This window comes from Roseovarius sp. YIN77, from assembly GCF_057219155.1.
Genome location: NZ_JBXVVI010000005.1, coordinates 113,483 through 135,429 on the forward strand (window position 1 = coordinate 113,483; position 21,947 = coordinate 135,429).

At 57.0% G+C, this 21,947-nt stretch carries 23 protein-coding genes; 16 read left to right on the forward strand and 7 right to left on the reverse strand.

Going from position 1 to position 21,947, the window contains the following annotated elements; all coding sequences use genetic code 11:
* Positions 1-140 precede the first annotated feature (140 nt).
* A complete protein-coding gene (locus tag AC2D8P_RS07455) occupies positions 141-593 on the forward strand; it encodes a GNAT family N-acetyltransferase (protein ID WP_484701645.1) in 453 nt (150 codons plus the stop codon).
* A gap of 850 nt (positions 594-1,443) precedes the next feature.
* Here the strand turns inward: AC2D8P_RS07455 and AC2D8P_RS07460 are convergent.
* Positions 1,444-1,788, reverse strand: coding sequence for a hypothetical protein (locus tag AC2D8P_RS07460; RefSeq protein WP_484701646.1), 345 nt, complete (start codon positions 1,786-1,788; stop codon positions 1,444-1,446).
* 135 nt (positions 1,789-1,923) lie between these two features.
* A complete protein-coding gene (locus AC2D8P_RS07465; protein ID WP_484701647.1) occupies positions 1,924-2,241 on the reverse strand; it encodes a DUF6476 family protein in 318 nt (105 codons plus the stop codon).
* Here AC2D8P_RS07465 and AC2D8P_RS07470 point away from each other — a divergent pair.
* On the forward strand, positions 2,240-3,271 hold the full coding sequence (locus tag AC2D8P_RS07470) for an RluA family pseudouridine synthase (RefSeq protein WP_484701648.1): 1,032 nt from the start codon (positions 2,240-2,242) through the stop codon (positions 3,269-3,271). The two genes, AC2D8P_RS07465 and AC2D8P_RS07470, sit on opposite strands and share 2 nt — an antisense overlap.
* A gap of 3 nt (positions 3,272-3,274) precedes the next feature.
* On the opposite strand, the gene AC2D8P_RS07475 is transcribed toward AC2D8P_RS07470, so the two are convergent.
* Complete coding sequence (locus AC2D8P_RS07475; RefSeq protein ID WP_484701649.1) at positions 3,275-4,165, reverse strand: LysR family transcriptional regulator; 891 nt, start codon at positions 4,163-4,165, stop codon at positions 3,275-3,277.
* A 94-nt stretch (positions 4,166-4,259) separates the two neighbouring features.
* Between AC2D8P_RS07475 and AC2D8P_RS07480 the strand changes: the two genes are divergently transcribed.
* On the forward strand, positions 4,260-4,703 hold the full coding sequence (locus AC2D8P_RS07480) for a PACE efflux transporter (RefSeq protein WP_484701650.1): 444 nt from the start codon (positions 4,260-4,262) through the stop codon (positions 4,701-4,703).
* Here the strand turns inward: AC2D8P_RS07480 and AC2D8P_RS07485 are convergent.
* Complete coding sequence (locus tag AC2D8P_RS07485; RefSeq protein ID WP_484701688.1) at positions 4,654-5,886, reverse strand: TIGR03862 family flavoprotein; 1,233 nt, start codon at positions 5,884-5,886, stop codon at positions 4,654-4,656. The genes AC2D8P_RS07480 and AC2D8P_RS07485 overlap by 50 nt on opposite strands.
* 126 nt (positions 5,887-6,012) lie before the next feature.
* Between AC2D8P_RS07485 and AC2D8P_RS07490 the strand changes: the two genes are divergently transcribed.
* The 9 genes from AC2D8P_RS07490 (at position 6,013) to lpxK (ending at position 15,239) form a co-directional block, all read left to right on the forward strand.
* A complete protein-coding gene (locus AC2D8P_RS07490) occupies positions 6,013-6,312 on the forward strand; it encodes an HNH endonuclease (protein WP_484701651.1) in 300 nt (99 codons plus the stop codon).
* A gap of 72 nt (positions 6,313-6,384) precedes the next feature.
* Positions 6,385-6,864 carry a UPF0262 family protein gene (locus AC2D8P_RS07495; protein WP_484701652.1) on the forward strand — a complete coding sequence of 160 codons (480 nt, stop codon included), beginning with the start codon at positions 6,385-6,387 and terminating at the stop codon, positions 6,862-6,864.
* Between the two features lie 68 nt (positions 6,865-6,932).
* A complete protein-coding gene (locus tag AC2D8P_RS07500; RefSeq protein ID WP_484701653.1) occupies positions 6,933-7,328 on the forward strand; it encodes an arsenate-mycothiol transferase ArsC in 396 nt (131 codons plus the stop codon).
* Between the two features lie 126 nt (positions 7,329-7,454).
* A complete protein-coding gene (locus AC2D8P_RS07505; protein ID WP_484701654.1) occupies positions 7,455-8,972 on the forward strand; it encodes a DUF2125 domain-containing protein in 1,518 nt (505 codons plus the stop codon).
* Positions 8,973-9,099: 127 nt separating this feature from the next.
* Entirely contained in the window at positions 9,100-10,614 is a 1,515-nt protein-coding gene (locus AC2D8P_RS07510; protein WP_484701655.1) for a DUF2125 domain-containing protein, read from the forward strand.
* A gap of 128 nt (positions 10,615-10,742) precedes the next feature.
* Positions 10,743-12,089 (forward strand): TldD/PmbA family protein, encoded by a 1,347-nt coding sequence (locus AC2D8P_RS07515; protein WP_484701656.1) that lies wholly within the window; start codon positions 10,743-10,745, stop codon positions 12,087-12,089.
* Complete coding sequence (locus tag AC2D8P_RS07520; protein WP_484701657.1) at positions 12,076-12,849, forward strand: 3'(2'),5'-bisphosphate nucleotidase CysQ; 774 nt, start codon at positions 12,076-12,078, stop codon at positions 12,847-12,849. The genes AC2D8P_RS07515 and AC2D8P_RS07520 overlap by 14 nt, the downstream gene beginning before the upstream one ends.
* Positions 12,850-13,011: 162 nt before the next feature.
* Positions 13,012-14,223 (forward strand): 3-deoxy-D-manno-octulosonic acid transferase, encoded by a 1,212-nt coding sequence (locus AC2D8P_RS07525; protein ID WP_484701658.1) that lies wholly within the window; start codon positions 13,012-13,014, stop codon positions 14,221-14,223.
* Positions 14,223-15,239 (forward strand): tetraacyldisaccharide 4'-kinase, encoded by a 1,017-nt coding sequence (lpxK, locus tag AC2D8P_RS07530; RefSeq protein WP_484701689.1) that lies wholly within the window; start codon positions 14,223-14,225, stop codon positions 15,237-15,239. Before AC2D8P_RS07525 ends, lpxK begins: the two co-directional genes overlap by 1 nt.
* Before the next feature lie 53 nt (positions 15,240-15,292).
* Here lpxK and AC2D8P_RS07535 read toward each other — a convergent pair whose 3' ends face one another.
* Positions 15,293-15,955, reverse strand: a complete 663-nt coding sequence (locus tag AC2D8P_RS07535; protein WP_484701659.1) for a DsbA family protein — start codon at positions 15,953-15,955, stop codon at positions 15,293-15,295.
* A gap of 17 nt (positions 15,956-15,972) precedes the next feature.
* Positions 15,973-16,500: a DUF721 domain-containing protein gene (locus AC2D8P_RS07540; RefSeq protein ID WP_484701660.1), complete on the reverse strand. Its 528-nt coding sequence runs from the start codon at positions 16,498-16,500 to the stop codon at positions 15,973-15,975.
* Between the two features lie 78 nt (positions 16,501-16,578).
* Here AC2D8P_RS07540 and mutY point away from each other — a divergent pair, with 78 nt between their 5' ends.
* The 4 genes from mutY (at position 16,579) to AC2D8P_RS07560 (ending at position 19,636) form a co-directional block, all read left to right on the forward strand.
* Positions 16,579-17,652: an A/G-specific adenine glycosylase gene (mutY, locus tag AC2D8P_RS07545; protein WP_484701661.1), complete on the forward strand. Its 1,074-nt coding sequence runs from the start codon at positions 16,579-16,581 to the stop codon at positions 17,650-17,652.
* A gap of 31 nt (positions 17,653-17,683) precedes the next feature.
* Positions 17,684-18,811, forward strand: a complete 1,128-nt coding sequence (locus AC2D8P_RS07550) for an alkane 1-monooxygenase (RefSeq protein ID WP_484701662.1) — start codon at positions 17,684-17,686, stop codon at positions 18,809-18,811.
* A gap of 69 nt (positions 18,812-18,880) precedes the next feature.
* Positions 18,881-19,306, forward strand: a complete 426-nt coding sequence (locus AC2D8P_RS07555) for a globin domain-containing protein (RefSeq protein ID WP_484701663.1) — start codon at positions 18,881-18,883, stop codon at positions 19,304-19,306.
* Between the two features lie 78 nt (positions 19,307-19,384).
* Positions 19,385-19,636: a hypothetical protein gene (locus tag AC2D8P_RS07560; protein ID WP_484701664.1), complete on the forward strand. Its 252-nt coding sequence runs from the start codon at positions 19,385-19,387 to the stop codon at positions 19,634-19,636.
* 140 nt (positions 19,637-19,776) lie between these two features.
* Here AC2D8P_RS07560 and AC2D8P_RS07565 read toward each other — a convergent pair whose 3' ends face one another.
* A complete protein-coding gene (locus tag AC2D8P_RS07565) occupies positions 19,777-21,744 on the reverse strand; it encodes an acyltransferase family protein (RefSeq protein WP_484701665.1) in 1,968 nt (655 codons plus the stop codon).
* Positions 21,745-21,947: the final 203 nt, after the last annotated feature.

Sequence of the window (21,947 nt, forward strand, 5' to 3'; positions counted from 1 at the left end):
TTCGGCGCATAGCGATTGATAAACGGCAGTCCCCGAAGCAGAAGATTCTCAGATCCTGCGAATATGCGTGAACCCAATTGCCGTATCAAGATGTTCCAACTACGCTGATACCCGTAAAGATAGATTGAACCGGGTCTGTTATGCCGTCGAATACCATTCTTGAAACACAAAGATTGCGGTTGGTGCCGTTTGCGCCAGAGCATCTGGAAGCTCTGTTCAAGATGAATTCGAACCCTGAGGTTATGAAATATCTCGGCCCGCCGGAAACCATCGAAGAAACCGAGGCCGGGATTGAACGCCAACAGGGTAATTGGGCGCGGTTCGGTTTTGGCTGGTGGTCAGTTTTTGAACGCGAAACCGGTGCCTTTGTCGGTTCGGCCTGTTTGCAACATTTAGAGAGTATCGAAGGCAACCCGCTGGAAATTGGGTGGCGTCTGATCCCGGAGGCGCGCGGAAAAGGCTACGCAACCGAAGCTGGTCAGGCGGCGATGGATTACGGCTTTAATTGTGTTGGTGTGCGTTATCTGGTGGCGGTGACGGATGTGGGAAACACAGCCTCTGCGCGCGTCATGGAACGATTGGGAATGGCCTAGATCGGCGTGCAAATTCACTATGGTGTGCCCTGCCTAACCTACGAAATTCACCATATCCCGTGATTTGTGAAGAAGGTCCGGTTTGAGCCCTTTGCGGACTTATGTAACCCGTTTCCCAACGGCCAAACCGCAAATTTGGATGAATCTTTACTTTGTGATATTTTCTATCCATTCGCTTTTTTTGGGGGGGGCAATGCGCATTTTGCTCACGATACCGTTAATCTTGGCATCGTTGAGTTCGGCTTTTGCGGCGGAGCTAAAGTGGCCGGACGCCGATATTGCCGTACCACCCGATGTTCAAAGCTTCATCGTAGACGAATGCAGGAAATACAAAGAGACTTCTGAAGAGAGCCTACATGAGTGCATTCAGGGCGAGCAGTACGGCTTTCGAGCGGTCGTTATGCTATTGGCTGAAGAAAGCACCGGTGAGAGGGCGGCGGAGCGCTACAGGGCGTGTAGAGCGGGACTGCGAGATTTTGGAGGCCGGTTTCATAGGCGACGTGCAGAATGCATGGGGCTCTCATTCAGCATAAAATGGCGGTTCGAATTTTCGCAGCGTGCGTCAGTACATGGCGTTAGATCAATAATCGAAGCTACCAACCATCATCGCTAGTATATTTCGGCCATTGACGGCATAAACCTACCAAGTCATCGCCCAAGGCGAAGAAGAAAACGCTCTCAATTCAACTTCGAAAGGCAGCTGCGTCCCGCACAGCCGACATTGGGGTAGGAAATCTCAGACCAAAACTGTCAGATGACTGGTTTGAGCCCGGAGGGACACGTTCAAACGTCAATCCGCCAGCAACGCGAAGTGTTGTATGTGAGAACGGAAGCTGCGTTGCTTGCGCATCTATTTGGGTATGAGTGTCCCATCCCAGAGCATTTGTAGTTCCTCTGAATTGGCGTTGAATTCCCAACCAATAATACTGCCAAGAATTCCGGTGAGTTGGAATAAAATGCCGGAAAATGCAGCAAATATCAACGCAATCACCAAGCGGTTCGAAATTTGACCTTCCAGAGAAAAATACCCCGCTATTGCGGAACAAATGGGCAGAAACCAAATTGCAAAATACCAAACAAACCCAATTTCTCCAACTCTTGCAACGCCTTCGATGCAATATGCCAGCCAACCAAGGTGAATTGCAAAAGTAGCGAAAACAAAAGTGCGTTTCAAATTGAGTTTAGGTGTGATCAAACGCTCATCTCACTATTACAATCTTAACCATTCCGACGACAGGTCTTATCGGTCAGCATGTATTAGTTCTCTGCATATCGCCTCCCGCCATAGGCAGCAATGTCCCGCAATGCAGACTCTGCTTTTTAGCAAGCCTCACTCACCCCCAACCTCAATCTCCACCGTCTGGCGCAACTCGCCGCTGTCCGCGTGAAAGATCAGCAGCTGCCCCTCTGTCGTGACCACCCCGTACCAGCCCGGTGCGGCGGTGTAACTGATGGCCTGAACCCCGGTGGGCAGGGTGATTTGGTTGGGTAGCGGCACATCCGGGGCCTGCAGGCGGATGACAAGCAGGCCGACCACGGTTACAACGCCCAGAATCATCACCACCGTCAACACGGTCACCAAACGGCGCAGCAGGATCAGGCTGGCGGGCAGCGGTGCAGCGGGGTCGACATCAGGAGCGTTCTGCATGGAACAACCTTTCAATACTGTGCAGGTCACGATTGCAGCGGACCCGCCCAACCGTCTTGATAAGGCTTTGGCCCGCGATGTGCCAGAGGCCGCGTCGCTGAGCCGGTCACGTTTGGCGAAACTGATTGCCGCAGGCGCGGTGACGCGGACCGGGCAGGTCATGGCCGATCCCAAGGCGAAGGTGGCCGAGGGCGATGTGATCGACATTGCTGTGCCTGCGGCGGAAGACACCCATATGGTGCCAGAGGCAATCGCGCTGGACATCCGGTATGAGGATGACGATCTGATTGTCATCAACAAGACCCCCGGCATGGTGGTGCATCCGGCCCCCGGCACGCCATCGGGGACGCTGGTCAATGCGCTTCTGTCCCATTGCGGGGACAGCCTGTCGGGTGTGGGCGGCGAAAAGCGCCCCGGCATCGTGCACCGGATTGATAAGGACACATCCGGGCTGCTCGTCGTGGCGAAATCGGACCGGGCACATCATGGTCTGGCGGCGCAGTTTGAGGCACACACCGTCAATCGGCATTACCGGGCAGTGGTTTACGGGGTGCCCGATGGGGCCGATCCGCGGCTGCGCGGCATCAAAGGCGTGAGTTTTGAGCCGGGCAATATCCTGAAACTCACCACGCAGCTTGCCCGTCACAAACATGACCGACAAAAACAGGCGGTGCTGTTTTCGGGCGGGCGCCACGCGGTGACCCGGGCCCGGGTGGTGGAAAGCTTTGGCCAGCCGGGTGTTGCGGCGCTGATCGATTGCTGGCTGGAAACCGGACGTACCCATCAGATCCGGGTACATATGGCCCATGCCGGGCACGGATTGATCGGTGATCCGGTCTATGGCGGGCGGCGCAAGCTGGCGGCGAAGGCGATCTCGACAGGTGCGGCGGATGCGGTACAAGGCTTTGCCCGGCAGGCGCTGCATGCGGCGACGTTGGGGTTTGTTCATCCGGTCAGCGAAGAGTATCTGGAGTTTGAGGCTGACCTGCCCGACGATATGCAGGGGTTGATCTCGGCGCTGCGTGGCTAGGCCCTAGCGCCAGACATCCTGCGGCAGGGCAAGGATTTGATCGCGCAGCCATTGCCCGGCAGTGCCCAGGGCGTGCTGTTCGGTCCAGACCACATCGACGCCTTGCAAAATATCGCTTTGTTGAAAGGCATAGCGCAATTCGGTCAATATACCTGAGGCTATCTGGTCGGCCACGACGGGGGCAGGCAATTCGGCCCAACCGAACCCTTCCAACAGCAGATCAAGGATCAGATAAGGACTTTCCGCGAACCAGACATCTGCGCTTCTGTGTTCGTCAAGGTGCTGGAATTTGAACAGGGATCGGCTGCTCGGCACCAACTGCCGATGTGCCCTGAGGTCCCTGTGCGTCACGCGGGTCATCAAGCTGAGTGGATGATCGTTTCGGCAAACCGGAATCAGGCGTGAATGCCCCACGCCACGAAACTGAAAGCCCGACGGGTAGTCCTCTTGCTGGACCATCAGACCAAGATCGGCGCGCCCCTCTTTCAGCAGGATCGCTGTGTCATTTGGGCCGGGATCAAGCAATTCCAGCGACACATGGGGATAGTTTTGACCAAAGGCACGCAAGACGTGATTGAGCGGTGCCATACTGATCCCCTGTTCCAGCGCGATGCTGAGACGGTCTTCGACCCCCTCCGCCATCGACTGGGCCTTGGCCATTAATTCCTGTTCGCCCAGAAGGATGCCGCGCGCATGGGGCAAAAGCGCCTGACCCTCATCCGTCAGTGTCGGTAACTTGCTGCTGCGGTCAAAGAGGGTGACCCCCATATCGATTTCCAGTGTGGCGATGGCGGTGGAAACGGCGGATTGAGCCTTGCCTAGATGCCGGGCCGCGGCAGAAAAAGACCCCTGATCCGCCGCTGTGACAAAGGCCCGGTAGTGGTCGATGCTCATAATTAACCTATCTGAATTATAGATGGATACTAACTTTTATATACCATAATTAGTGATAAATAACATCGAAAGAATCAACATCTCAGAGGATGACATGGCAAGCGAAGTTCAAATGAGATCGGGCATGGACCGGTTGCGCTATACCGTCATGTTTGAGGCCACCCTGCTGGCGATGGCGGTTCCGGCGATGGCGCTGTTGTTTGATCGTGGGTTGGCCGAAATGGGCTTGGTCGGGCTGGTTTTGTCGGGCAAGGCGATGGTGGTCAATTTGATCTATAACCTGATTTTTGATCGACTGGATGCGCGCCGGGGGCGGGTGTCGTCAGATCGCAGTCAGATTGGCCGGATCCTTCATGCCGTCGGGTTCGAGACGTTTCTGTTGATCACATCGCTGCCGATTTACATGTGGTGGCTGGGTCTGTCCCTGGCTCAAGCGGCGATGACGGATTTGGTGATCTCCAGCTTTATTGTGGCCTATACCTACGTGTTCACACTGGCCTATGATCGGACGTTTCCGGTGGGTGTGCCAGCCACCTGATGGCACCTTGCCCTGCCATCCGCCCGGTTGCCAAGCAGGCGGTTAGCAGATAGCCGCCTGTCGGGGCCTCCCAATCCAGCATCTCGCCCGCGCAAAAGACGCCGGGCAGCGCTGTCAGCATCAGGTGATCATCCAGGGCATCAAACCGGACGCCGCCTGCTGTCGAGATTGCCTCATCCATCGGGCGCGGGCCGGTGTGGTGGATTGGCAAAGCCTTGATCAATGTGGCCAAAGCTCTGGAATCGGGCAGGGGTTGGCCGAATTCCATCAAGAGCGCCTGTTTCACCGGATCGAGCTTGAGCGTGCGGCGCAGGTGGTTGCCAAAACTTTGTTTTCCACGTGGTTTGGCAAGCTGCGTTGCAATCTTTTCAACGCTCCAGTCAGGCATCAGATCGATTGTCAGTGCCGCACCCTCGCGCATTGCGCGTGACATGGCATAGATGCCGCCACCCTCTATCCCGCGGTTTGAGATCACGAATTCGCCGCGATGGGTGCTGGTGCCGGCCTTCAGAACCACCCCCTTGACCGGGGCGCCGAAATGGCGGGCCATATGCGCGGACCAGTCGACGCAAAATCCCATATTTGCAGGCTGAAACGGGTTAAGGCCGATACCCATCGGCCCCAGCATATTTGACCAAAGCCCAACTGATCCCAGCCGGGCCCAGCTGGCCCCGCCCAGTCCTAGTATTGTGACCCTTGGCTTTAACCGCTGCGACCCGTCTGGTGTGTCGAACACAAAACCGTGGTCGACCCCAACCCAGCGCCAGCGCCGGTTCAGAGTGACGCCCAGACGATCGAGCCGCCCCAGCCATGACCGGAGCAGGGGAGAGGCTTTCATCGCGGTTGGAAAGACCCGACCGGAACTACCGGTAAAAAGCGTTTGTCCCAGACCTGCGGCCCAATCCTGGACCTCAACCGGGCCAAACGCGCGCAAGGCGGTCTCCAACTGTGCGGGCCGATTGCCAAAGGCCTGAAGGAACCGATCTGCCGGCTCATTCTTGGTGAGGTTCAGGCCGGATTTCCCCGCCATCAGGAATTTTCGGGCCGGGGAGGGCATCGCCTCTGCCACTGTGACATGGTGCCCGGCGCGGGAGAGCCTTTCTGCCGCCATCAGTCCCGCCGGACCTGCACCGATGACCAGAGCATCGATGGCCGTATCAGTGGTGTATGGCGGGTGGGTCATTTGGCGGCCTTGGTTGTTGTGGTGTAGCACATATCCGGGTTCGGCCCAAAGGCAAACCCCGCCGCCACCCTTGCCGGAACGGCGATGGTCTGCAAGGCTCTTGGCCATGTCAACCGGAGCCCAGATTTGCCCGACCACCCGATTTGCCCATTGTGCGAGCGCCCGATCCCACCCGATGCCCGGCAGAGCCAGCATCATCTGATCCCACGGCTGAAGGGCGGTAAGGCCGGGCCTGTCGTGCTTTTGCATCAGATCTGTCATGCCGAAATTCACGCCAGCCTGACCGAGGCTGAGTTGGCCAATGGCTATTCCACTATCGAGGCGTTGCGCGGTCATCCACGATTGGAAAACTTCATTCGCTGGGTCGCCAAACGCCCGCCGGATTTTCATTCTCGCACACCCGGTCCACGCCGCAAACGGCGCTGACACCGATAAACCGTTGAGATCAGGTCCAAGCTGCGCTATGCGCGGTGAAGCCTTAACCGCAAATTTGGTGCCATGACCCGTATCTGCCATATCGAGATCGACGACAGCGGCCTGCCCGCCCCGACGCCGGAAATTGAACAGGAACGCCGGGTGGCGATCTTTGATCTGCTCGAAGATAACAGTTTTGTTCTGCCTATCCGCGAAGATCGCGATACCCCTGAGGGTCCTTATCGGTTGGATCTGGCGATCCGCGACCGGCGGCTGATTTTTGACATCACCACCAAGGCCGAACAGAAGGCGGCGGAGTTTCATCTGTCATTGGGGCCGTTCCGGCAGGTGGTGAAAGATTATTTCCAGATCTGCGAGAGCTATTTCGATGCGGTGAAGAAATTGCCGCCCAGCCAGATCGAGGCGATCGACATGGCCCGGCGCGGTATCCATAACGAGGGCGCCCGCGTGTTGCAGGAACGTCTGGAGGGCAAGGCCGAGATCGACATCGATACGGCGCGCCGCCTGTTCACCCTGATCTGTGTGCTGCATTTCGGGGGTTAACGGGCGTGTCAGGAGAATTCCCACAATCGGTCCTTTTCTGCTGCGATTACAACGCAGTGCGTTCCCCCATGGCCGAAGGGCTGATGAAGAAATATTATGGCCAGAACTGCTATGTGCAGTCCGCCGGGGTGAAGAATGAGCTGGATATCGACGGGTTTTCCATCGCCGTCTGCCAGGAGTTGGGGATCGAGCTGTCGCGCCACCGGACCCGCACGTTTCACGAAATGCAGGAATGGGGGGATGATCTGTCGGGCTTTGACCTGATCATCGCGCTGTCACCCGCCAGCCAGCGCCGGGCGCTGGAACTGACGCGATGGTATTCGCTGGATGTGGAATATTGGCCGATACTTGACCCGACAGGGTTAGGGGAGAGCCGAGAGCAGAAGCTGGTGGCCTATCGCCAGGCCCGGGATCAGATCAGCGAAAACCTGATCCGCCGGTTTGGCCCACCCAAAGAAGAGTAAGGCGCAGCTTCTTTCGATCACCGAACAATGATTTTGCAATATACCACATTCTGCGTGTGGCTTTGGCTTGACGATTTCCGGCGACAGGCAGAAAGTGCGCGCGATATTTGATTGATGAGGGTTTCAATGGTTCGTTTTTTTCCTGCAGCAGTGCTGACGGCGGCTTCGGTTTTCTGCGGAACAGCTGCGTTTGCAGATGTGACAGCACAGGATATTTGGGGGGATTTGCGGTCTTATCTGGAAACCACCGGATACACGGTGGTGACCACGGCGGAAGAACAATCTGGCGATACGCTGACGGTTTCCGGCTTGAGAGCGTTTTTTGTTATTGAGGATGATGACGGCGATAGTGACGGACAGGTTGAGCTAGCGCTGGATGAAATCCGGTTTCGCGAACTGAGCAATGGCAGCGTCGAGATCGGCCTGTCAGACACCCATACCTTGTCGATCACTGGCGGAGAGGCGGGTGAAAACCTGAACCTTGTTCTGACTTCGGCGCAGACCGGGCTGTCGATCATCGCGGGCGGCACAGCGGATGAAACCAGCTATGATATCGTGGCGTCAGAACTGTCTATGGAAACCACGACGTTCGAGGTCGACGGCGAACCCATTGACGGGACGATTGCCGTGGACTTTTCCAGCTATACGGCCGGCTATACGTTGAGCGGCGCGGATGTGACCACGATCCGGGGCGAGGGGCGCATTGATGGGGTGGAAATCACCGCCCAGGTGGATGAGCCTGACGAGGATGTGGTCCTGAATCTGGTGTCCCAGATCCGTGGGTTGTCTGTCACGCTCGATACCACAATTCCGGAAAGCTATGACCCGACGACGATGACAAGTGTTTTAGCAGACGGGTTTGGCGGCACCGGCGAATATATGATGAGCAGCCTTGCGTTTGACCTGTCCGGGCAGATTGACGGCGAAGCGTTCGAGGTGGCCGCCACGACCGGGCCTGCCGATTTCAGCCTGTCGCTGACCGAATCTGGCTTTGCCTTTGCTGAACATGTGCGCGACATCAATGTCGCGATCTCTGCAAGCTCCATGCCGCTGCCGTCGCTGGTGCTAAGTGCCGCAGAATATGGGCTGGACCTGTTGCTGCCAGTTGCAGCGTCGCCAGAGCCGCAGGATTACAAGTTTGGTATCCGTCTGGTCGATCTGGCGCTGCCCGAAGACGTCTGGCAATTGGGCGATCCGGCAGGGGCCCTGCCCCATGCGCCCTTGACCTTTGTGCTGGAAACCAGCGGCGCGGTCCGTCTGTTGGGTGATCCGTTTGATCCCGAGGCGATGAGCAATGGTGACGTACCGGCGGAGGTGGACAGCCTGAGCCTTGATGACCTGAATATTACCGCCGTGGGCACAGAGCTGACAGGCGGTGGGGCGTTTACTTTTGACAATACCGACACCACCAGTTTTGACGGTATCCCGCGCCCCGAGGGGCAGTTGAAGCTGCGCCTGACCGGGGCCAACGCGTTGCTGGATACACTGGTCGCGATGGGGCTCTTGCCCGAGGATCAGGCCATGGGCGCGCGGATGATGATGGGATTGTTTGCCGTTGCCGGCCCGGGGGAGGACGAATTGACCTCCACCATCGAAATAAATGCCGATGGGCAGGTTTTGGCCAATGGGCAGCGGTTGCGCTGACCGGTGTCCGCCCCAATATCGTTTCAAGCAATGGTCACAGGCCTGTCTGATCTTTGCCGTATTCGCCAATTAGGCGACAATTGATCTAATATGGGAAACAATCCCGCAATTAACATGAGGTTTGATCGTGCGATTTCATAAATACTTTTTGACAACAGCGTTGCTGTCTTCCATTTCCATGGCCGTTCCGGCCCATGCAGATATTACCGCTGATGATGTGTTGGCGATGTATGAGGCCTATGTCGAACGTCTGGGCGGTGAGCTGTCCAGCCAGTCATCCAGATCAGGTGATACTGTCGAATTTTCCGATATGACGGTGTATTTCCAACTGCCTGCGGGTATGGGGAATTTTTCTGCAGGCATCAATGGTTTGTCCCTGGTGGAAAATGGCGATGGTACCGTGGACATGATCTATCCTGACGCCACAAGCCTGACCATGTCTGGCCAGTTTGGTGCCGATCCAGAAGTTGGCTTTGCCGTGAACGTCAACTCTGTTGATCAGGCGGCCACTTTCAGCGGTGATCCCGGCGACATTGTTCTGGACTATTCCATGGGCGAGATAACCTTTACCCCCGGCGCAGGATCGGAACCGTTTACAGAGTTCTTCAACTTCACGGGCACAGGCACCGGCATTAGCGGGCGCAGTCACTTTGCTGATGGCGAGATTATGCAAGTCACAGCTGAAAGCGTGATCGACGGCCTGATTTTCAACGTCGATGGCGAGGATCCGAACGGTGGGTCTTCCTCTACCGTGGCGACCTATTCGGACATGGTGACCAAGGTTGATTTGTCGCTGCCCAAAGGGATGAGCGTTATGAACCTGTCTGCGGCCTTGCGCGATGGCTTGGTGGGCAAACTTGTCGCCTCTACCGGCAGCACCGCTTCGCGCACCGAAGCATCGGGTGGTGGGATCGATATGCTGCAGGAGGTCACCCAAGGTGTGAGCCATGTGGAATATGGGGTCGATGAGAGCGGCCTGAACCTGTCCGGCACAGCGCAGGACATCGCCCTGAACATGGCCGGATTGCCGGAAATGCCCTTCCCGGTTTCTGCCGCGATTGGGGCTGCGAGTTTCAATCTGCAGACACCGTTGAATGCGTCCGATGCGGAGCAGGATTTCGCGCTGGGCCTGTCGTTGGATGATGTCGTGGTTGATGAAAGCCTGTGGTCACTAATTGATCCCGGCCGGGTTCTGCCGCGTGATCCGGCACAGATCGCGCTGGATTTGGATGGTCAGGCGAAGACCTTTGTTGATCTGCTGGATGTCATGGGGCTGTCCATGGTCGGGCAAAGCGGCGAGATGCCGGGTGAATTGAACAAACTGCGCCTGAAGAACCTGCATATTGCCCTGGCAGGCGCTGATCTGTCGGGCAGTGGTGAGTTCACCTTTGACAACAGCGATCTGGCGACCTTTGGCGGCATGCCGCGGCCCGAGGGTGCGCTTGATCTGGCGTTGACCGGGGCCAATGGGCTGATGGACGCACTGGTTCAGATGGGCCTATTGCCCGAGGATCAGGCCATGGGCGCGCGGATGATGATGGGGCTGTTTGCGGTTCCGGGCGAAGGCGAGGACAGCCTGACCACCACCATCGAGATCAATTCCGAAGGTCACGTTTTGGCCAATGGTCAGCGTCTGCAATAGGCGTCTTATCCCGAATTTCTGATCAGGGCTGCCCTTGGGCGGCCCTTTTCATTTGTTTTACCCCTCGGGGCTTGCGCCTGCGCGGCGCTGGAATTACCTCGGGATGGATATAATCAAAGGATCCAAGAATGCCGCAATCGCTGGACACACTGACCGAACGCCTGTTGGATCATGCCCGCCGTGCCGGGGCCGATGCGGCGGATGCGCTGGCGGTGGACGGGCAATCCGTGTCAATCGATGTGTTGGGCGGCAAGCTGGAACATGCGGAACGTTCTGAGGGTGTCGATATCGGTCTGCGCGTTTTGATCGGGCAGCGGCAGGCGGTGGTCTCGGCATCAGATACGCGTGATGAGACAATGGCGGAAATGGCCCTGCGCGCCGTTGCCATGGCCCGCGAAGCACCCGAGGACCCGACCGCAGGTTTGGCCGATCCGGCGCAGTTGGCTCGTGATTGGGATGTGGCGGCGTTGGAACTGGCTGATCCGGCGGCTGAACCGTCACCCGCGGCATTGGAAGGCGACGCGCTGGGGGCAGAGGCGGCAGCGCTGGCCGTTTCAGGCATTTCACAAGTGCAAAATGCTGGTGCCGGATATGGACGTCAGCGTATCCATTTGGCGGCTAGCAACGGGTTTTCGGGTGGCTACGCCCGCACCAGCCGCAGCCTGCATTGCGTGGCCATCACCGGCGAGGGCACCGGGATGGAGCGGGATTATTACGGCGACAGCCGAGTCTTTCAGGCCGATCTGGACAGCCCGGATACCGTGGGCCGGATTGCGGCTGAACGCACAGTGGAACGGTTGGGGGCACGCAAGCCCAAAACCGGCACCTATCCGGTGCTGTTTGACGAACGAATTTCCGGGTCGCTGATTGATCACCTGCTGGGCGCCATCAATGGTAGCGCCATTGCCCGCGGGGCCAGTTGGTTGCGGGGTGCGATGGGCGATCAGGTGTTGCCCACCGGGATTTCCCTGATCGAAGAGCCGCACCGCGCGCGGGTGTCTGGATCGCGCCCCTTTGATGGGGAGGGCCTGCCGACGGCCCGGCGGGATATTGTGGCCGATGGGATTTTGACCGGCTGGGTGCTGGATCTGTCCACGGCGCGTAAATTGGGGCTTGAAAGCACCGCCAACGCGGCGCGGGGAACATCCGCCCCGCCATCACCGTCAGTGTCCAATATCGCGCTGACCCAAGGCGGGCACAGCCGCGAGGATATGATCCGCGATATGGGAACGGGTCTATTGGTGACCTCGATGATCGGATCGACCATCAACCCCAACACCGGGGATTATTCGCGCGGGGCATCGGGCTTTTGGGTGGAAAACGGGCAAATTCAATATCCGGTCAATGAATGCACCATTGCCGGGAACCTGCGTGACATGCTGGGCCGGATCATTCCCGCCAATGATGCGCGCACCCATCTTGCCCGCGTCGTGCCATCGATCCTGATCGAAGGGATGACCCTTGCCGGAGAGTGATCTGAGCCTTCTGATCGACGCGGCACGGGCCAGCGGCGATATCGCCCGGCGGTATTTTCAGCGCAGTCACGATGTTTGGGACAAACCGGACGGCGCCGGCCCGGTGACAGAGGCCGATCTGGAAATTGACCGGATGCTCATGGCAGAGCTGCTGTCAGCCCGGCCCGATTATGGCTGGCTGTCCGAGGAAACCGAAGATGGCGATGAGCGTTTGGACAAGACCCAGGTTTTTATCGTTGATCCGATTGACGGCACGCGTGCCTTTATCGATGGCAGTCGCGATTTTGCCCATTCTCTGGCCATTGCCGAAGGGGGCAGGGTAACGGCCGCCGCGGTGTATCTGCCGCTGCGGGACATGCTGTTTACCGCATCACGGGATGAGGTCGCGCGGCTGAATGATGCGCCGATTGCGGCCACGCCTGTGGACATTAACGGCGCACAGGTTCTGGCGGCCCGTCCGAATCTTGATCCCCAGCATTGGCCGGGTGGCCTGCCACCGGTTGAGCGGCATTTTCGCTCCTCTCTGGCCTATCGGATGTGTCTGGTCGCCCAGGGTCGGTTTGACGGGATGTTGACCCTGCGCCCGACCTGGGAATGGGACGTGGCGGCGGGGTGCCTGATTGTCGAACGCGCCGGCGGCGTTGCCACGGATCGTGCCGGGCAGCCCACCCGGTTTAACAACGCCAATGCCCGTTTGAACGGTATTGTTGCGGGTGGTTCATCTGTTCATGCCGGGTTGGTCGAGCGGTTATCGCCGTGAATGGCCCAAATCGCTTTGCACCGTGAAGCGCATCCACTACTGTACCCGCAGCCATATGTTCGTTGGGAGACCCTCCATGCCTCAGGTCGTTATCCTGCACCCGGTTTGCTGTCAGGCATGGGTCGGTTTTGCCCCTCAAAAGCAGGCTTTTGATTTCTGACGATGCGCTGGCCACTTCCCTTTCGCAAGTTACGACACCGCTCGGAAAAGGCCCCGCAGGTGGAAAGCCCGCCGGATATCGGCGGTGATGTGCAATTGTGGTGTCACGCGACCACGGAAACGCAATTTTCTGCCATGGCAGAGCTGATCACCCGGTGCCGCACAGAGGTACCGGAGTTGACGGCAATTCTGACCACGAGCATGGCGGATGCAAGTGCGGCGATCGCTGATTTTTCGCTTGGCCCTGATGTGCGGATCGCCGAAATTGAGACGACGACGCCAGAGCTGATTCCGGAAATTCGTCCCCGGATCATTGTCTGGGCCGGGGCCGAGGACAGCATTTGCCCACTGACCAAACAGGCAATCCGGGGGGCTGATCTGATCCTCGTGGATGTGAACGCCTCTTCTGCCGGTCGGTTTGGCTGGCTTTCCGGGGCGGCCAGCCAGAAGGCCAATCTGATAAACTGCGCCCGGGTTTATGCCCGAGGCTCACAGGTTGTCGACTGGCTGACCGCGCAGGGGACGGCGCGCCGCAAAATCGGTGACTATGGCCCGCTCACCCCCGGCGTCGCCATTCCGCCTTGCGATGAAGAACGGCTTTCAGATTACGCGACGCTGACAAGCGCCCGGCCGATCTGGTTGTGCTCAAATATCAGCGAACTGGAACAGGATTTGATCCTGGATGCACACCGTAAAGCGGTGCGTTCGGCGCATCGCTTGCTGTTGGTCGTCAGCCCGACCGACCTGGTACAAGGCCCCAAAATTGCCGATTGGTTCGATGCGCAGGGTTTGAAAACAGGGTGTCGATCCCGAAACGAGGACCCCGATCCGGAAACTCAGGTGTTTATTGCCGACGGGCGCGATGACGTGTTCATTTGGTATCGTTTGGCAACCATCACCTATAGTGGTGGCAGCATTGCAGGGGTGGCCATAGACAATCCCTATTGGCCTGCCGCATTGGGCAGTGTGGTTGTGTACGGTCCCAATACCGGACGTCATCACAGCCTGTTTCAGCGCCTGTCCGAAGGTCGCGCAGCAAAATCCGTATCTGACAGTGATGAGCTGGGCCAGATGATCAAACATCTGCAATCGCCCCATCATGCGGCAGAGCTGGCGAACAATGCCTGGCAGGTCACGTCGGCCGGGGCCGATGTGATTGATGCGCTGGTTGCGGATGTTTTGGATCGTCTGGATCCGTCGGCGGGGGGGATATGATGCAGCCCCCGCGATTTTGGTTCCGTCCCCCTGATCAGCCCGGTGTTTTACCGCGCCTCTTGTCACCTTTGGCCGCGATCTATGCCATGGGAACGGCGCGGCGGTTGCGGTCGCGAAATGGCATTTCCGCCGGGGTGCCGGTGATTTGCGTTGGCAATGTCAACGCAGGCGGAACGGGTAAGACGCCAACCACCATCGCGATTGCCCTGCATCTGCAGGAACGCGGGCTAACCCCGCATGTCGTGTCGCGTGGATATGGGGGCCGGCTGGTGGGGCCGGTTGAGGTGTCCGAACGTGACCACACGGCACAGGATGTGGGCGATGAGCCCCTGTTATTGGCGGCTTTTGCGCCGACCTGGATTGCCAAGGATCGCGCGCGGGGGGTTGTGGCGACCCGCGCGGCGGGGGCGGATGTGATCTTGCTGGATGATGGGTTTCAAAATCCCGGCGTAGCAAAGGATTTATCCCTGATCGTCGTGGATGCGCATCAGGGATTTGGCAACGGGTATGTGTTGCCTGCGGGCCCGTTGCGCGAACCGGTCAAAACCGGGCTGGCGCGTGCTGATCTGTTGCTGTCCATTGGTCCTGCGTCGGCGCAGGCTGGTTTTGCGCAGCTGTGGTCTGAACAGATCGATCTGCCACATTTGACCGGACAGCTAGTGCCGCTGCAAACCGGGATGGATTGGCAGGGGTTGAGGGTTCTGGCCTTTGCCGGGATTGGAAATCCGGAAAAGTTTTTCAAAACGCTCCGACAATTGGGGGCAGAGGTGGTTCATGCTGAACCATTGTCAGACCACCAACCCCTGACAGAGGCGCTGATGTCCCGCCTGTCGTCAGATGCAAAGCTGAAGGGCGCACAGCTGGTCACCACGGAAAAAGACGCGGTGCGATTGCCAAACCGCTTTCGGCAGAGTGTTTTGACGGTTCCGGTGCGACTGCAGATGACTGATTGGGGCGCCTTTGACGCGGCCCTCGACGCAGTGCTGAAGAAATACAAAAACAGTGATGCCAAATAGAAAATGCCCCGCCGATGAAGGCAGGGCATAAATCTCAATAGGCGTTTAGACTGTCAGCCGCCCAGTTGTTCGTCGAGCAGGGCCCGCATGTCGTCGTAGCTCATGTTTGCATAGGTTTCGCCATCGATGACGAAAGACGGGGTCGAGCGGATGCCGTGTTCCTCGGATTGAAGCTGATAGCGGGCAACCAGAGCTTGCGCCTCGTCGGCGTTGCTTAAACATGCTTCAAGCTCTGCATCGGTGACGCCTGCGCGTTTGCCGATGGTGCGCAGATTATCGGCGATCTCTGCGGGTGTCTCTGCGTCCAGCCATTCTCGCTGCTCTTCGTAAATGATGTCAGAGATGCCGAAATACTTTGCCTCTCCCCCGCAGCGGGCGACCATCGCGGCCCACAGGCCAAAGCGATCAAAATAGACCTCGCGGTAGACAAACCGCACTTTGCCCGTGTCAATGTAGTCGGCCTTTAGCTGCGGGAAGACCTCTTTGTGGAAGGATGCGCAATGCGGGCAGGTGAAGGAGGCATATTCGATAACCGTGACAGGGGCGTCATCTGACCCGAGCACCATGTCCTGGATATGCGAGGTATCAATCTCTGCTGCCTCTTGGGCGCTGACACTCATCAGATCCGGGGCGTTGGCATCCTTGCGGGTGAAAACATATGCCCCGCCTGCGGCGACGATGGCTGCTGCGCCACCCATGAAAATTCGTCTGTCCATGCTCGTATCCTCTTGGTTCAATTCTTGTGACGACTTAAGACCTTTGCCCCCAAGGCTTCAAGCGCTTGGCGCAGTTTTTCGTCCCCCACCGGTGCAGCAATGTCGTTGGCCTTGCCCCGAAGTTCCTGGTTTTCAGGGGCTTGCGGGGATTTGGGGGCGGATTGAAACTCTGCCTGCCCTTCGGCGAAGCCGATCGGCGCGGTTTGGGTCAGGCGGATTTTGGAAATCGCGGCATAGCCATAGCAAGCATTGACCCGCGCTTTCAGCGTCTCTTTCTGCATATCCAGCATCGGGGCATGAGCCCCGGTGGTTAGCACGGTCAATGTGGCGCCGAACCCATCGCGCCCGTAACCGACCTTGACCGGACGGCTGGCGCGGGCCAGATCGGCGCCGACGATCTCTTCCCAATGGGTCAAAAGACGTGTCATGGCAAAGCCGCGGCTTTCGCCAGCCTTGCGGATCTGTGTGGACAACAGTTTTGAGGCCCGTGCAAATCCCTTGGCACGCCGTGCAGATGGTTGATCTTTGCTCTTGTGCCGTGCCATCACTCTGCCCATTCTTGGCGGCATCATACGAAACCGCGGGCCCGGGTGCCATGGATATTCTGTCGAAAGGTGTAAACTGTGCGTGAAAATCCGCTAAGCGACCGGTTGCTGGATTGGTATGACGAAAACGCCCGAGACCTGCCCTGGCGGGTCGGCCCCGCGGCCCGCGCGGCGGGCATCTGGCCCGATCCCTATCGCGTTTGGCTGTCTGAAATCATGTTGCAGCAAACCACGGTGGCGGCGGTTAAGGATTATTTTCAACGGTTTACCACGCGCTGGCCCGATATCGGGGCGCTGGCCTCTGCCAAGGATGGCGATGTCATGGCCGAATGGGCGGGGCTGGGATATTACGCGCGTGCCCGCAATCTGTTGAAATGTGCCCGGATTGTTGAGGCGGAACATAGCGGGGTCTTCCCTGATGAGCATGCGCAGCTGCTAAAATTACCGGGCATCGGCCCCTATACTGCGGCGGCGATTTCCGCGATCGCCTTTGACCGGCCAGAGGTGGTGGTCGATGGTAATGTCGAACGGGTTATGGCGCGGCTTCATGCCGTTCAGACCCCGCTGCCCGCCGCGAAGCCAGAGCTGACAACGCTCGCCGCGGCCCAGACCCCGCAAACCAGACCGGGCGATTATGCCCAGGCGGTGATGGATCTGGGGGCCACGGTTTGCACGCCCCGCTCACCCGCCTGTGGGATTTGCCCGGTGCTGGACAGATGTGCGGCACGCGCTGCCGGGATAGCAGCCGATCTGCCACGCAAGTCACCCAAAGCGCCCAAGCCCACCCGGCTGGGTATTGCCTATCTGGCCCGACGTGCCGATGGCGCCTGGCTGCTGGAACGCCGCCCGGACAAGGGGTTGTTGGGGGGCATGTTGGGCTGGCCGGGGTCAGACTGGGGCGACGCCCCGGACTCGGCGCCCCCGATCCGGGCTGATTGGGTTGATGTGCCCGGGGAAGTGCGCCACACGTTCACGCATTTCCATCTGATCCTGCGACTGAAAGCGGCCGTTATCGGCCCGGATATGACCCCGGACAGGGGCGCATTTCTGACCCCAGAGGAGTTTCGCCCGTCGGACCTGCCCACGGTGATGCGCAAATCTTTCGACTTGACGCAAGGTTATCTGACACAATCAATATCGGGTGGCTTATAACGTCCCAAACGCGCAACTGAACTGCTCTGCCATGTCTGAAACCCGTGCCACGATCCAAGCTGCCGCGCCATTTTGGCTGTCGCTGGTGATGGTGCCGTGTTTGGTGGCTGCCGCCTGGTTTGGTGGCCGGGCGCTGATGATCCCGCCGGTTTATGCGCTGGTACTCGTCAGCCTTCTGGACCGGTTGACGCCAAAACAATCCGCCAACCCCGACCCTGATACGCCTGATCAGGCGCTTAAATGGCATCGCCTGATCACGGTAATCTGGTTTCCGGTGCAACTGATCCTGCAACTGGGGCTGATCTGGTGGGTGACCCATGACAGTGCATTGGCGGTTTGGGAGGTGCTGATCCTGTTTTATGGGCTGGGCATCGCCACGGGCGGCATCGGCATCACCTATGCCCATGAGCTGATGCATCAGGGCAACCGCGGCGAACGCTGGCTGGGTGATCTGCTGATGGCGACGGTATTTTATGGCCATTTTCGCAGTGAGCATCTATTGGTGCACCACCGTTATGTGGGCACGCCGCGCGATCCGGTTTCGGCCCGCTATAACGAAAATTTCTACCGATTCTTTGGTCGTGTGCTGCCCCAATGCCTGCGGTCGGCCTGGAACGCCGAAGCCGCTCTTCTGGCCCGAAAATCCCGCCCTGTCTGGCATCCTGCGAACCCGTTTTGGCGTTATGGCATCCTGCAGGTCCTGATGCTGGCTGCGGCCTTTGGGATCGGTGGCTGGGTGGGGATCGGGCTGATCCTCTATCAGGGGTTTGTCGCGATCTCTTATCTGGAGCTGACCAATTACGTCGAACATTACGGGCTGACGCGGGAACATCTGGGCGACGGGACATACGAACATATCAAGCCCCGACACAGCTGGAATGCCGATCACCGGATTTCCAACTGGCTGTTGATCAATCTGCAACGTCATTCGGATCATCACTATAAACCCAGCCGGCGGTTTCCTGTTCTGCAAACCTATTCTACGGATGAGGCCCCGCAACTGCCCTGGGGCTATCCGGTGATGACGGCAATGGCGCTATTCCCGCCCCTGTTTTTGCGACAGATGAACCCACGTGTCCGGGCCTGGCGTAAGCAGTTTTATCCGAACATCACCGATTGGTCAGCCTATAAGGCGGGTACGAACCCGCTGCCACGTTAAGCCGCATCCCGCATTCCCACGTCCATGCTATACTGCCCCCGGAGCGCGCGTCAGAATTCGGAGGGTGGTATGACCATTTCTATGCATGACCTGCGCCTGATCCGGGACAGTTTTGCCAGGTTGCAGGGCGATCTGGGGCCGAAATCCATCTTCTTCTATGAACGTCTGTTTCATCATGCGCCAGAGCTGCGCAGGCTCTTTCGTGTTGATGATATTGGCGGGCAGGGGATGAAATTCATGTCCACGTTGCGGGTGATTGTTGACAATCTGCATGACCCGGGCGCGCTGGAGGACCGCTTTGCTGAACTGGGCAGGGCGCATGCGATGATGGGGGTAAAAGCCAGGGATTTTGATCCGATGCGCGCGGCGCTGATCGACACATTGCGCGAAGCGATGGGGGAGGATTTCAATGCGCGTATAGAGACAGCCTGGAGCCGTGCCTTTGATGAATTCGCAGCCGCGATCATAGAAAGTGGTGATATTTCAAAGGATTAGATCGATATTTCCTGCCCTATTCTTGCCAATTTATTGCGTTAACCTTTTTGCCGCGGGGCGCAGAGGAATGGCAGGACAATGAAAAAAGCTTTGATTATCGTGGGGCTTGCAGCCCTTGCGGGTTGTGTTTCTGGCAAGCCGGAAGCCGTAAGCCAAAACAGTGCCGGTGTGACCTATGTCACTGGCAAAGGCACCGCCCCGGTCATGGCGCTGACCATGACCCAAACCCAAGCGTCACGCCATTGCGGTAGCATGGGCAAAAGTCCGGAATATGTTGATACCCGCGTGCTGACCAGCGGCGCCACGGAACATTACTATCGGTGTTACTGAAGCTTGAATTGTGGGCAGTGGCGTAATGTTTGGACCGCAATTGTCAGGGAAACACTGATCTGTGCTAGATCGAGTGCTGATGATCTGACGTGAAAAACGGTTTAGGGCTCTTTCGCTAGTGATGTAACAAGACGGACTGATCACTCAATCTCCGAAGCCAATATTGTTGGTAGAATTGTACGGAGGGTGTCTGAGCTTTTTATCACTTGTTCAACAACCAGTGCAGCGCCATTTGGACTCCAATGACCGTAATCCACAAAAACCGGAGTCCCGTCAGATGATATTGCCGGGCAAAATGGAGTGCATAGAGGTTCAATGCTGGAGACATAATGAACGGGATGATTGGCAAACAAAAGTCTCAGGTCCTTATCTAGAGTCTGGAATGCTGAGAAATCCGCCTTTCGATAGTGTTCATTGATAGCTCCCAATTCCGAACTTCTGGCTGCAACAACTTGCATAACAGGGTAAAGTTCAGCGCGCGGACCCCAAAAGAATACCGGAATACCTATTTCGGCAAGGCTTTCCAAATTTGTCCCTAGGAGATCCATACGACTTCTATCAGGTTGTATGCTTTCCACACCCTTCTCAGGGTCACCATTCATGATGAATGCCCCGCGTTGGGAATAGACAATGGCTGTAATCCCATCAACGTTGTCAGATATCCACTCAACAGCAATCTCTTCTAGTTTTGCACAATAACCATTCGGTGAATTTGCGCGCGAATAACTACAGCCATCTCCGGTAAACTGAACGAAATCTCGGTTGGGGTAAGCTTGAACTAGCCCCATCCAGACATCCGCGGCATGACTGTCACCCATAACTACAATTGTATCGTTCAAATCCTTTGGCAGGCACCTCATAAAGTCTAACAACGTTTGTTGGGTAGACTCTTCGGTGATGTGGCAGATGTGATTTCTTATCCCAACATCTCGCTGTTTCTTGCCTTGGGCAACTGCGACCAGAAGGTTTTGAATTGAGGGAGGGGAGCGGCTTGGCAATCCATCCCTGTCATAGATTACCCAACTTGCAACGGTGACAACAATTACCCCGCTTAGTGATGCGACACTAAGCCTTTTGTTGGACTGCCAGAACCTACCATTGGTCTTTTTTCGAAATGGCGTTTCAACATAGTGATAAAGGAATGCTGAGAGACCTATGGAAAGCACCAAAAGTAACAAGGCTTCGGAAACTGTATTGGGTGTATCAAACAAATAGGCGTAGTAAACAACTATTGGCCAATGCACGAGGTACAAGGAATAGCTGATCCATCCTATATAACGTATAGGCTGAGTCGATAACGCTCTATTCACGATCGCATTCGGCCCTGAATATATAATCAGGGCGGCACCAAAACATGGCAACAAGGCGCTGGTTCCTGGAAAACGCAGGTCCTCGCTATAAAATACACTGGCAATGATTATGGTTGCGATACCAAAAATCGACGCAACATGAGCGATTGATCCATGGCGCGCTGTCAGGCCAAACATCGCAAGAGCGGCGCCGAACGAAAACTCATATACTCTGAAGACGGGCAGGAAGAATGCGCCGGACGGATCGGTATCTAGGAAAAGTTCGGTCGCAAGCAAACTAGATGCCGAAACAGAAACTAAAATAAATGCACGAATACGCAAACTGGAAACGCTGTACATCAGGATCAGGGTAGTGGGCCAAACCAGATAAAACTGCTCCTCTACAGACAAAGACCACGTGTGTAGGAGAGGTTTGAAAATGGAACTGGTATCAAAATACCCAGTTTGTTGCCAGAACAAGATGTTTGATGCGGAAATCACGGCAGCTAATGAAGAAGTCGCCAGTTCTTCGTAATGAAGAGCAGATAAAAGAAAATATCCTGCAATCAGTGTAAGCCCCAGCACAGCAAATAAGCTTGGACCAAGCCGACGCAGGCGACCCATGTAGAAGTCACGATAGCTAAACGTACCGTTTTCGACATCCCTGAGCACCATCTTCGTAATCAAGAACCCACTGATGACAAAAAATACATCGACACCGATATATCCTCCGGCCAGCTCATTGATGCCGAAATGGAAAAGGATAATTACTGAGATCGCGATGGCTCTCAACCCATCGATATCACGACGATAAGTCATAGACTTGGATCTGTTATTGGTGATCAACGACTCTGCTCTGGATAGTGTGGGCTTTTTTATTACCATCTTTAGTCGCGCCGTAAGCAGTAATCCAGTTTTAGTTCAGCTCGTTGCATGACTAGCTGAGTTCCCATGGTTCGGCTGCCTGTCAAAAAAAGCCCCGCCAGACTGGCGGGGCAAGGTTGTGCCCTGGCTTCCCTGGG

Coding starts and splice junctions, on each gene's coding strand:
- AC2D8P_RS07475 (WP_484701649.1), bottom strand. CDS start 4,165: ATGAGCATCGACCACTACCGGGCCTTTGTCACAGCGGCGGATCAGGGG.
- AC2D8P_RS07540 (WP_484701660.1), bottom strand. CDS start 16,500: ATGGCACGGCACAAGAGCAAAGATCAACCATCTGCACGGCGTGCCAAG.
- AC2D8P_RS07525 (WP_484701658.1), top strand. CDS start 13,012: ATGCGCTGGCCACTTCCCTTTCGCAAGTTACGACACCGCTCGGAAAAG.
- AC2D8P_RS07535 (WP_484701659.1), bottom strand. CDS start 15,955: ATGGACAGACGAATTTTCATGGGTGGCGCAGCAGCCATCGTCGCCGCA.
- AC2D8P_RS07495 (WP_484701652.1), top strand. CDS start 6,385: ATGACCCGTATCTGCCATATCGAGATCGACGACAGCGGCCTGCCCGCC.
- AC2D8P_RS07485 (WP_484701688.1), bottom strand. CDS start 5,886: ATGACCCACCCGCCATACACCACTGATACGGCCATCGATGCTCTGGTC.
- AC2D8P_RS07555 (WP_484701663.1), top strand. CDS start 18,881: ATGACCATTTCTATGCATGACCTGCGCCTGATCCGGGACAGTTTTGCC.
- AC2D8P_RS07505 (WP_484701654.1), top strand. CDS start 7,455: ATGGTTCGTTTTTTTCCTGCAGCAGTGCTGACGGCGGCTTCGGTTTTC.
- AC2D8P_RS07500 (WP_484701653.1), top strand. CDS start 6,933: ATGGCCGAAGGGCTGATGAAGAAATATTATGGCCAGAACTGCTATGTG.
- AC2D8P_RS07550 (WP_484701662.1), top strand. CDS start 17,684: ATGTCTGAAACCCGTGCCACGATCCAAGCTGCCGCGCCATTTTGGCTG.
- AC2D8P_RS07465 (WP_484701647.1), bottom strand. CDS start 2,241: ATGCAGAACGCTCCTGATGTCGACCCCGCTGCACCGCTGCCCGCCAGC.
- AC2D8P_RS07470 (WP_484701648.1), top strand. CDS start 2,240: ATGGAACAACCTTTCAATACTGTGCAGGTCACGATTGCAGCGGACCCG.
- AC2D8P_RS07455 (WP_484701645.1), top strand. CDS start 141: ATGCCGTCGAATACCATTCTTGAAACACAAAGATTGCGGTTGGTGCCG.
- AC2D8P_RS07565 (WP_484701665.1), bottom strand. CDS start 21,744: ATGACTTATCGTCGTGATATCGATGGGTTGAGAGCCATCGCGATCTCA.
- AC2D8P_RS07560 (WP_484701664.1), top strand. CDS start 19,385: ATGAAAAAAGCTTTGATTATCGTGGGGCTTGCAGCCCTTGCGGGTTGT.
- lpxK (WP_484701689.1), top strand. CDS start 14,223: ATGCAGCCCCCGCGATTTTGGTTCCGTCCCCCTGATCAGCCCGGTGTT.
- AC2D8P_RS07515 (WP_484701656.1), top strand. CDS start 10,743: ATGCCGCAATCGCTGGACACACTGACCGAACGCCTGTTGGATCATGCC.
- AC2D8P_RS07480 (WP_484701650.1), top strand. CDS start 4,260: ATGGCAAGCGAAGTTCAAATGAGATCGGGCATGGACCGGTTGCGCTAT.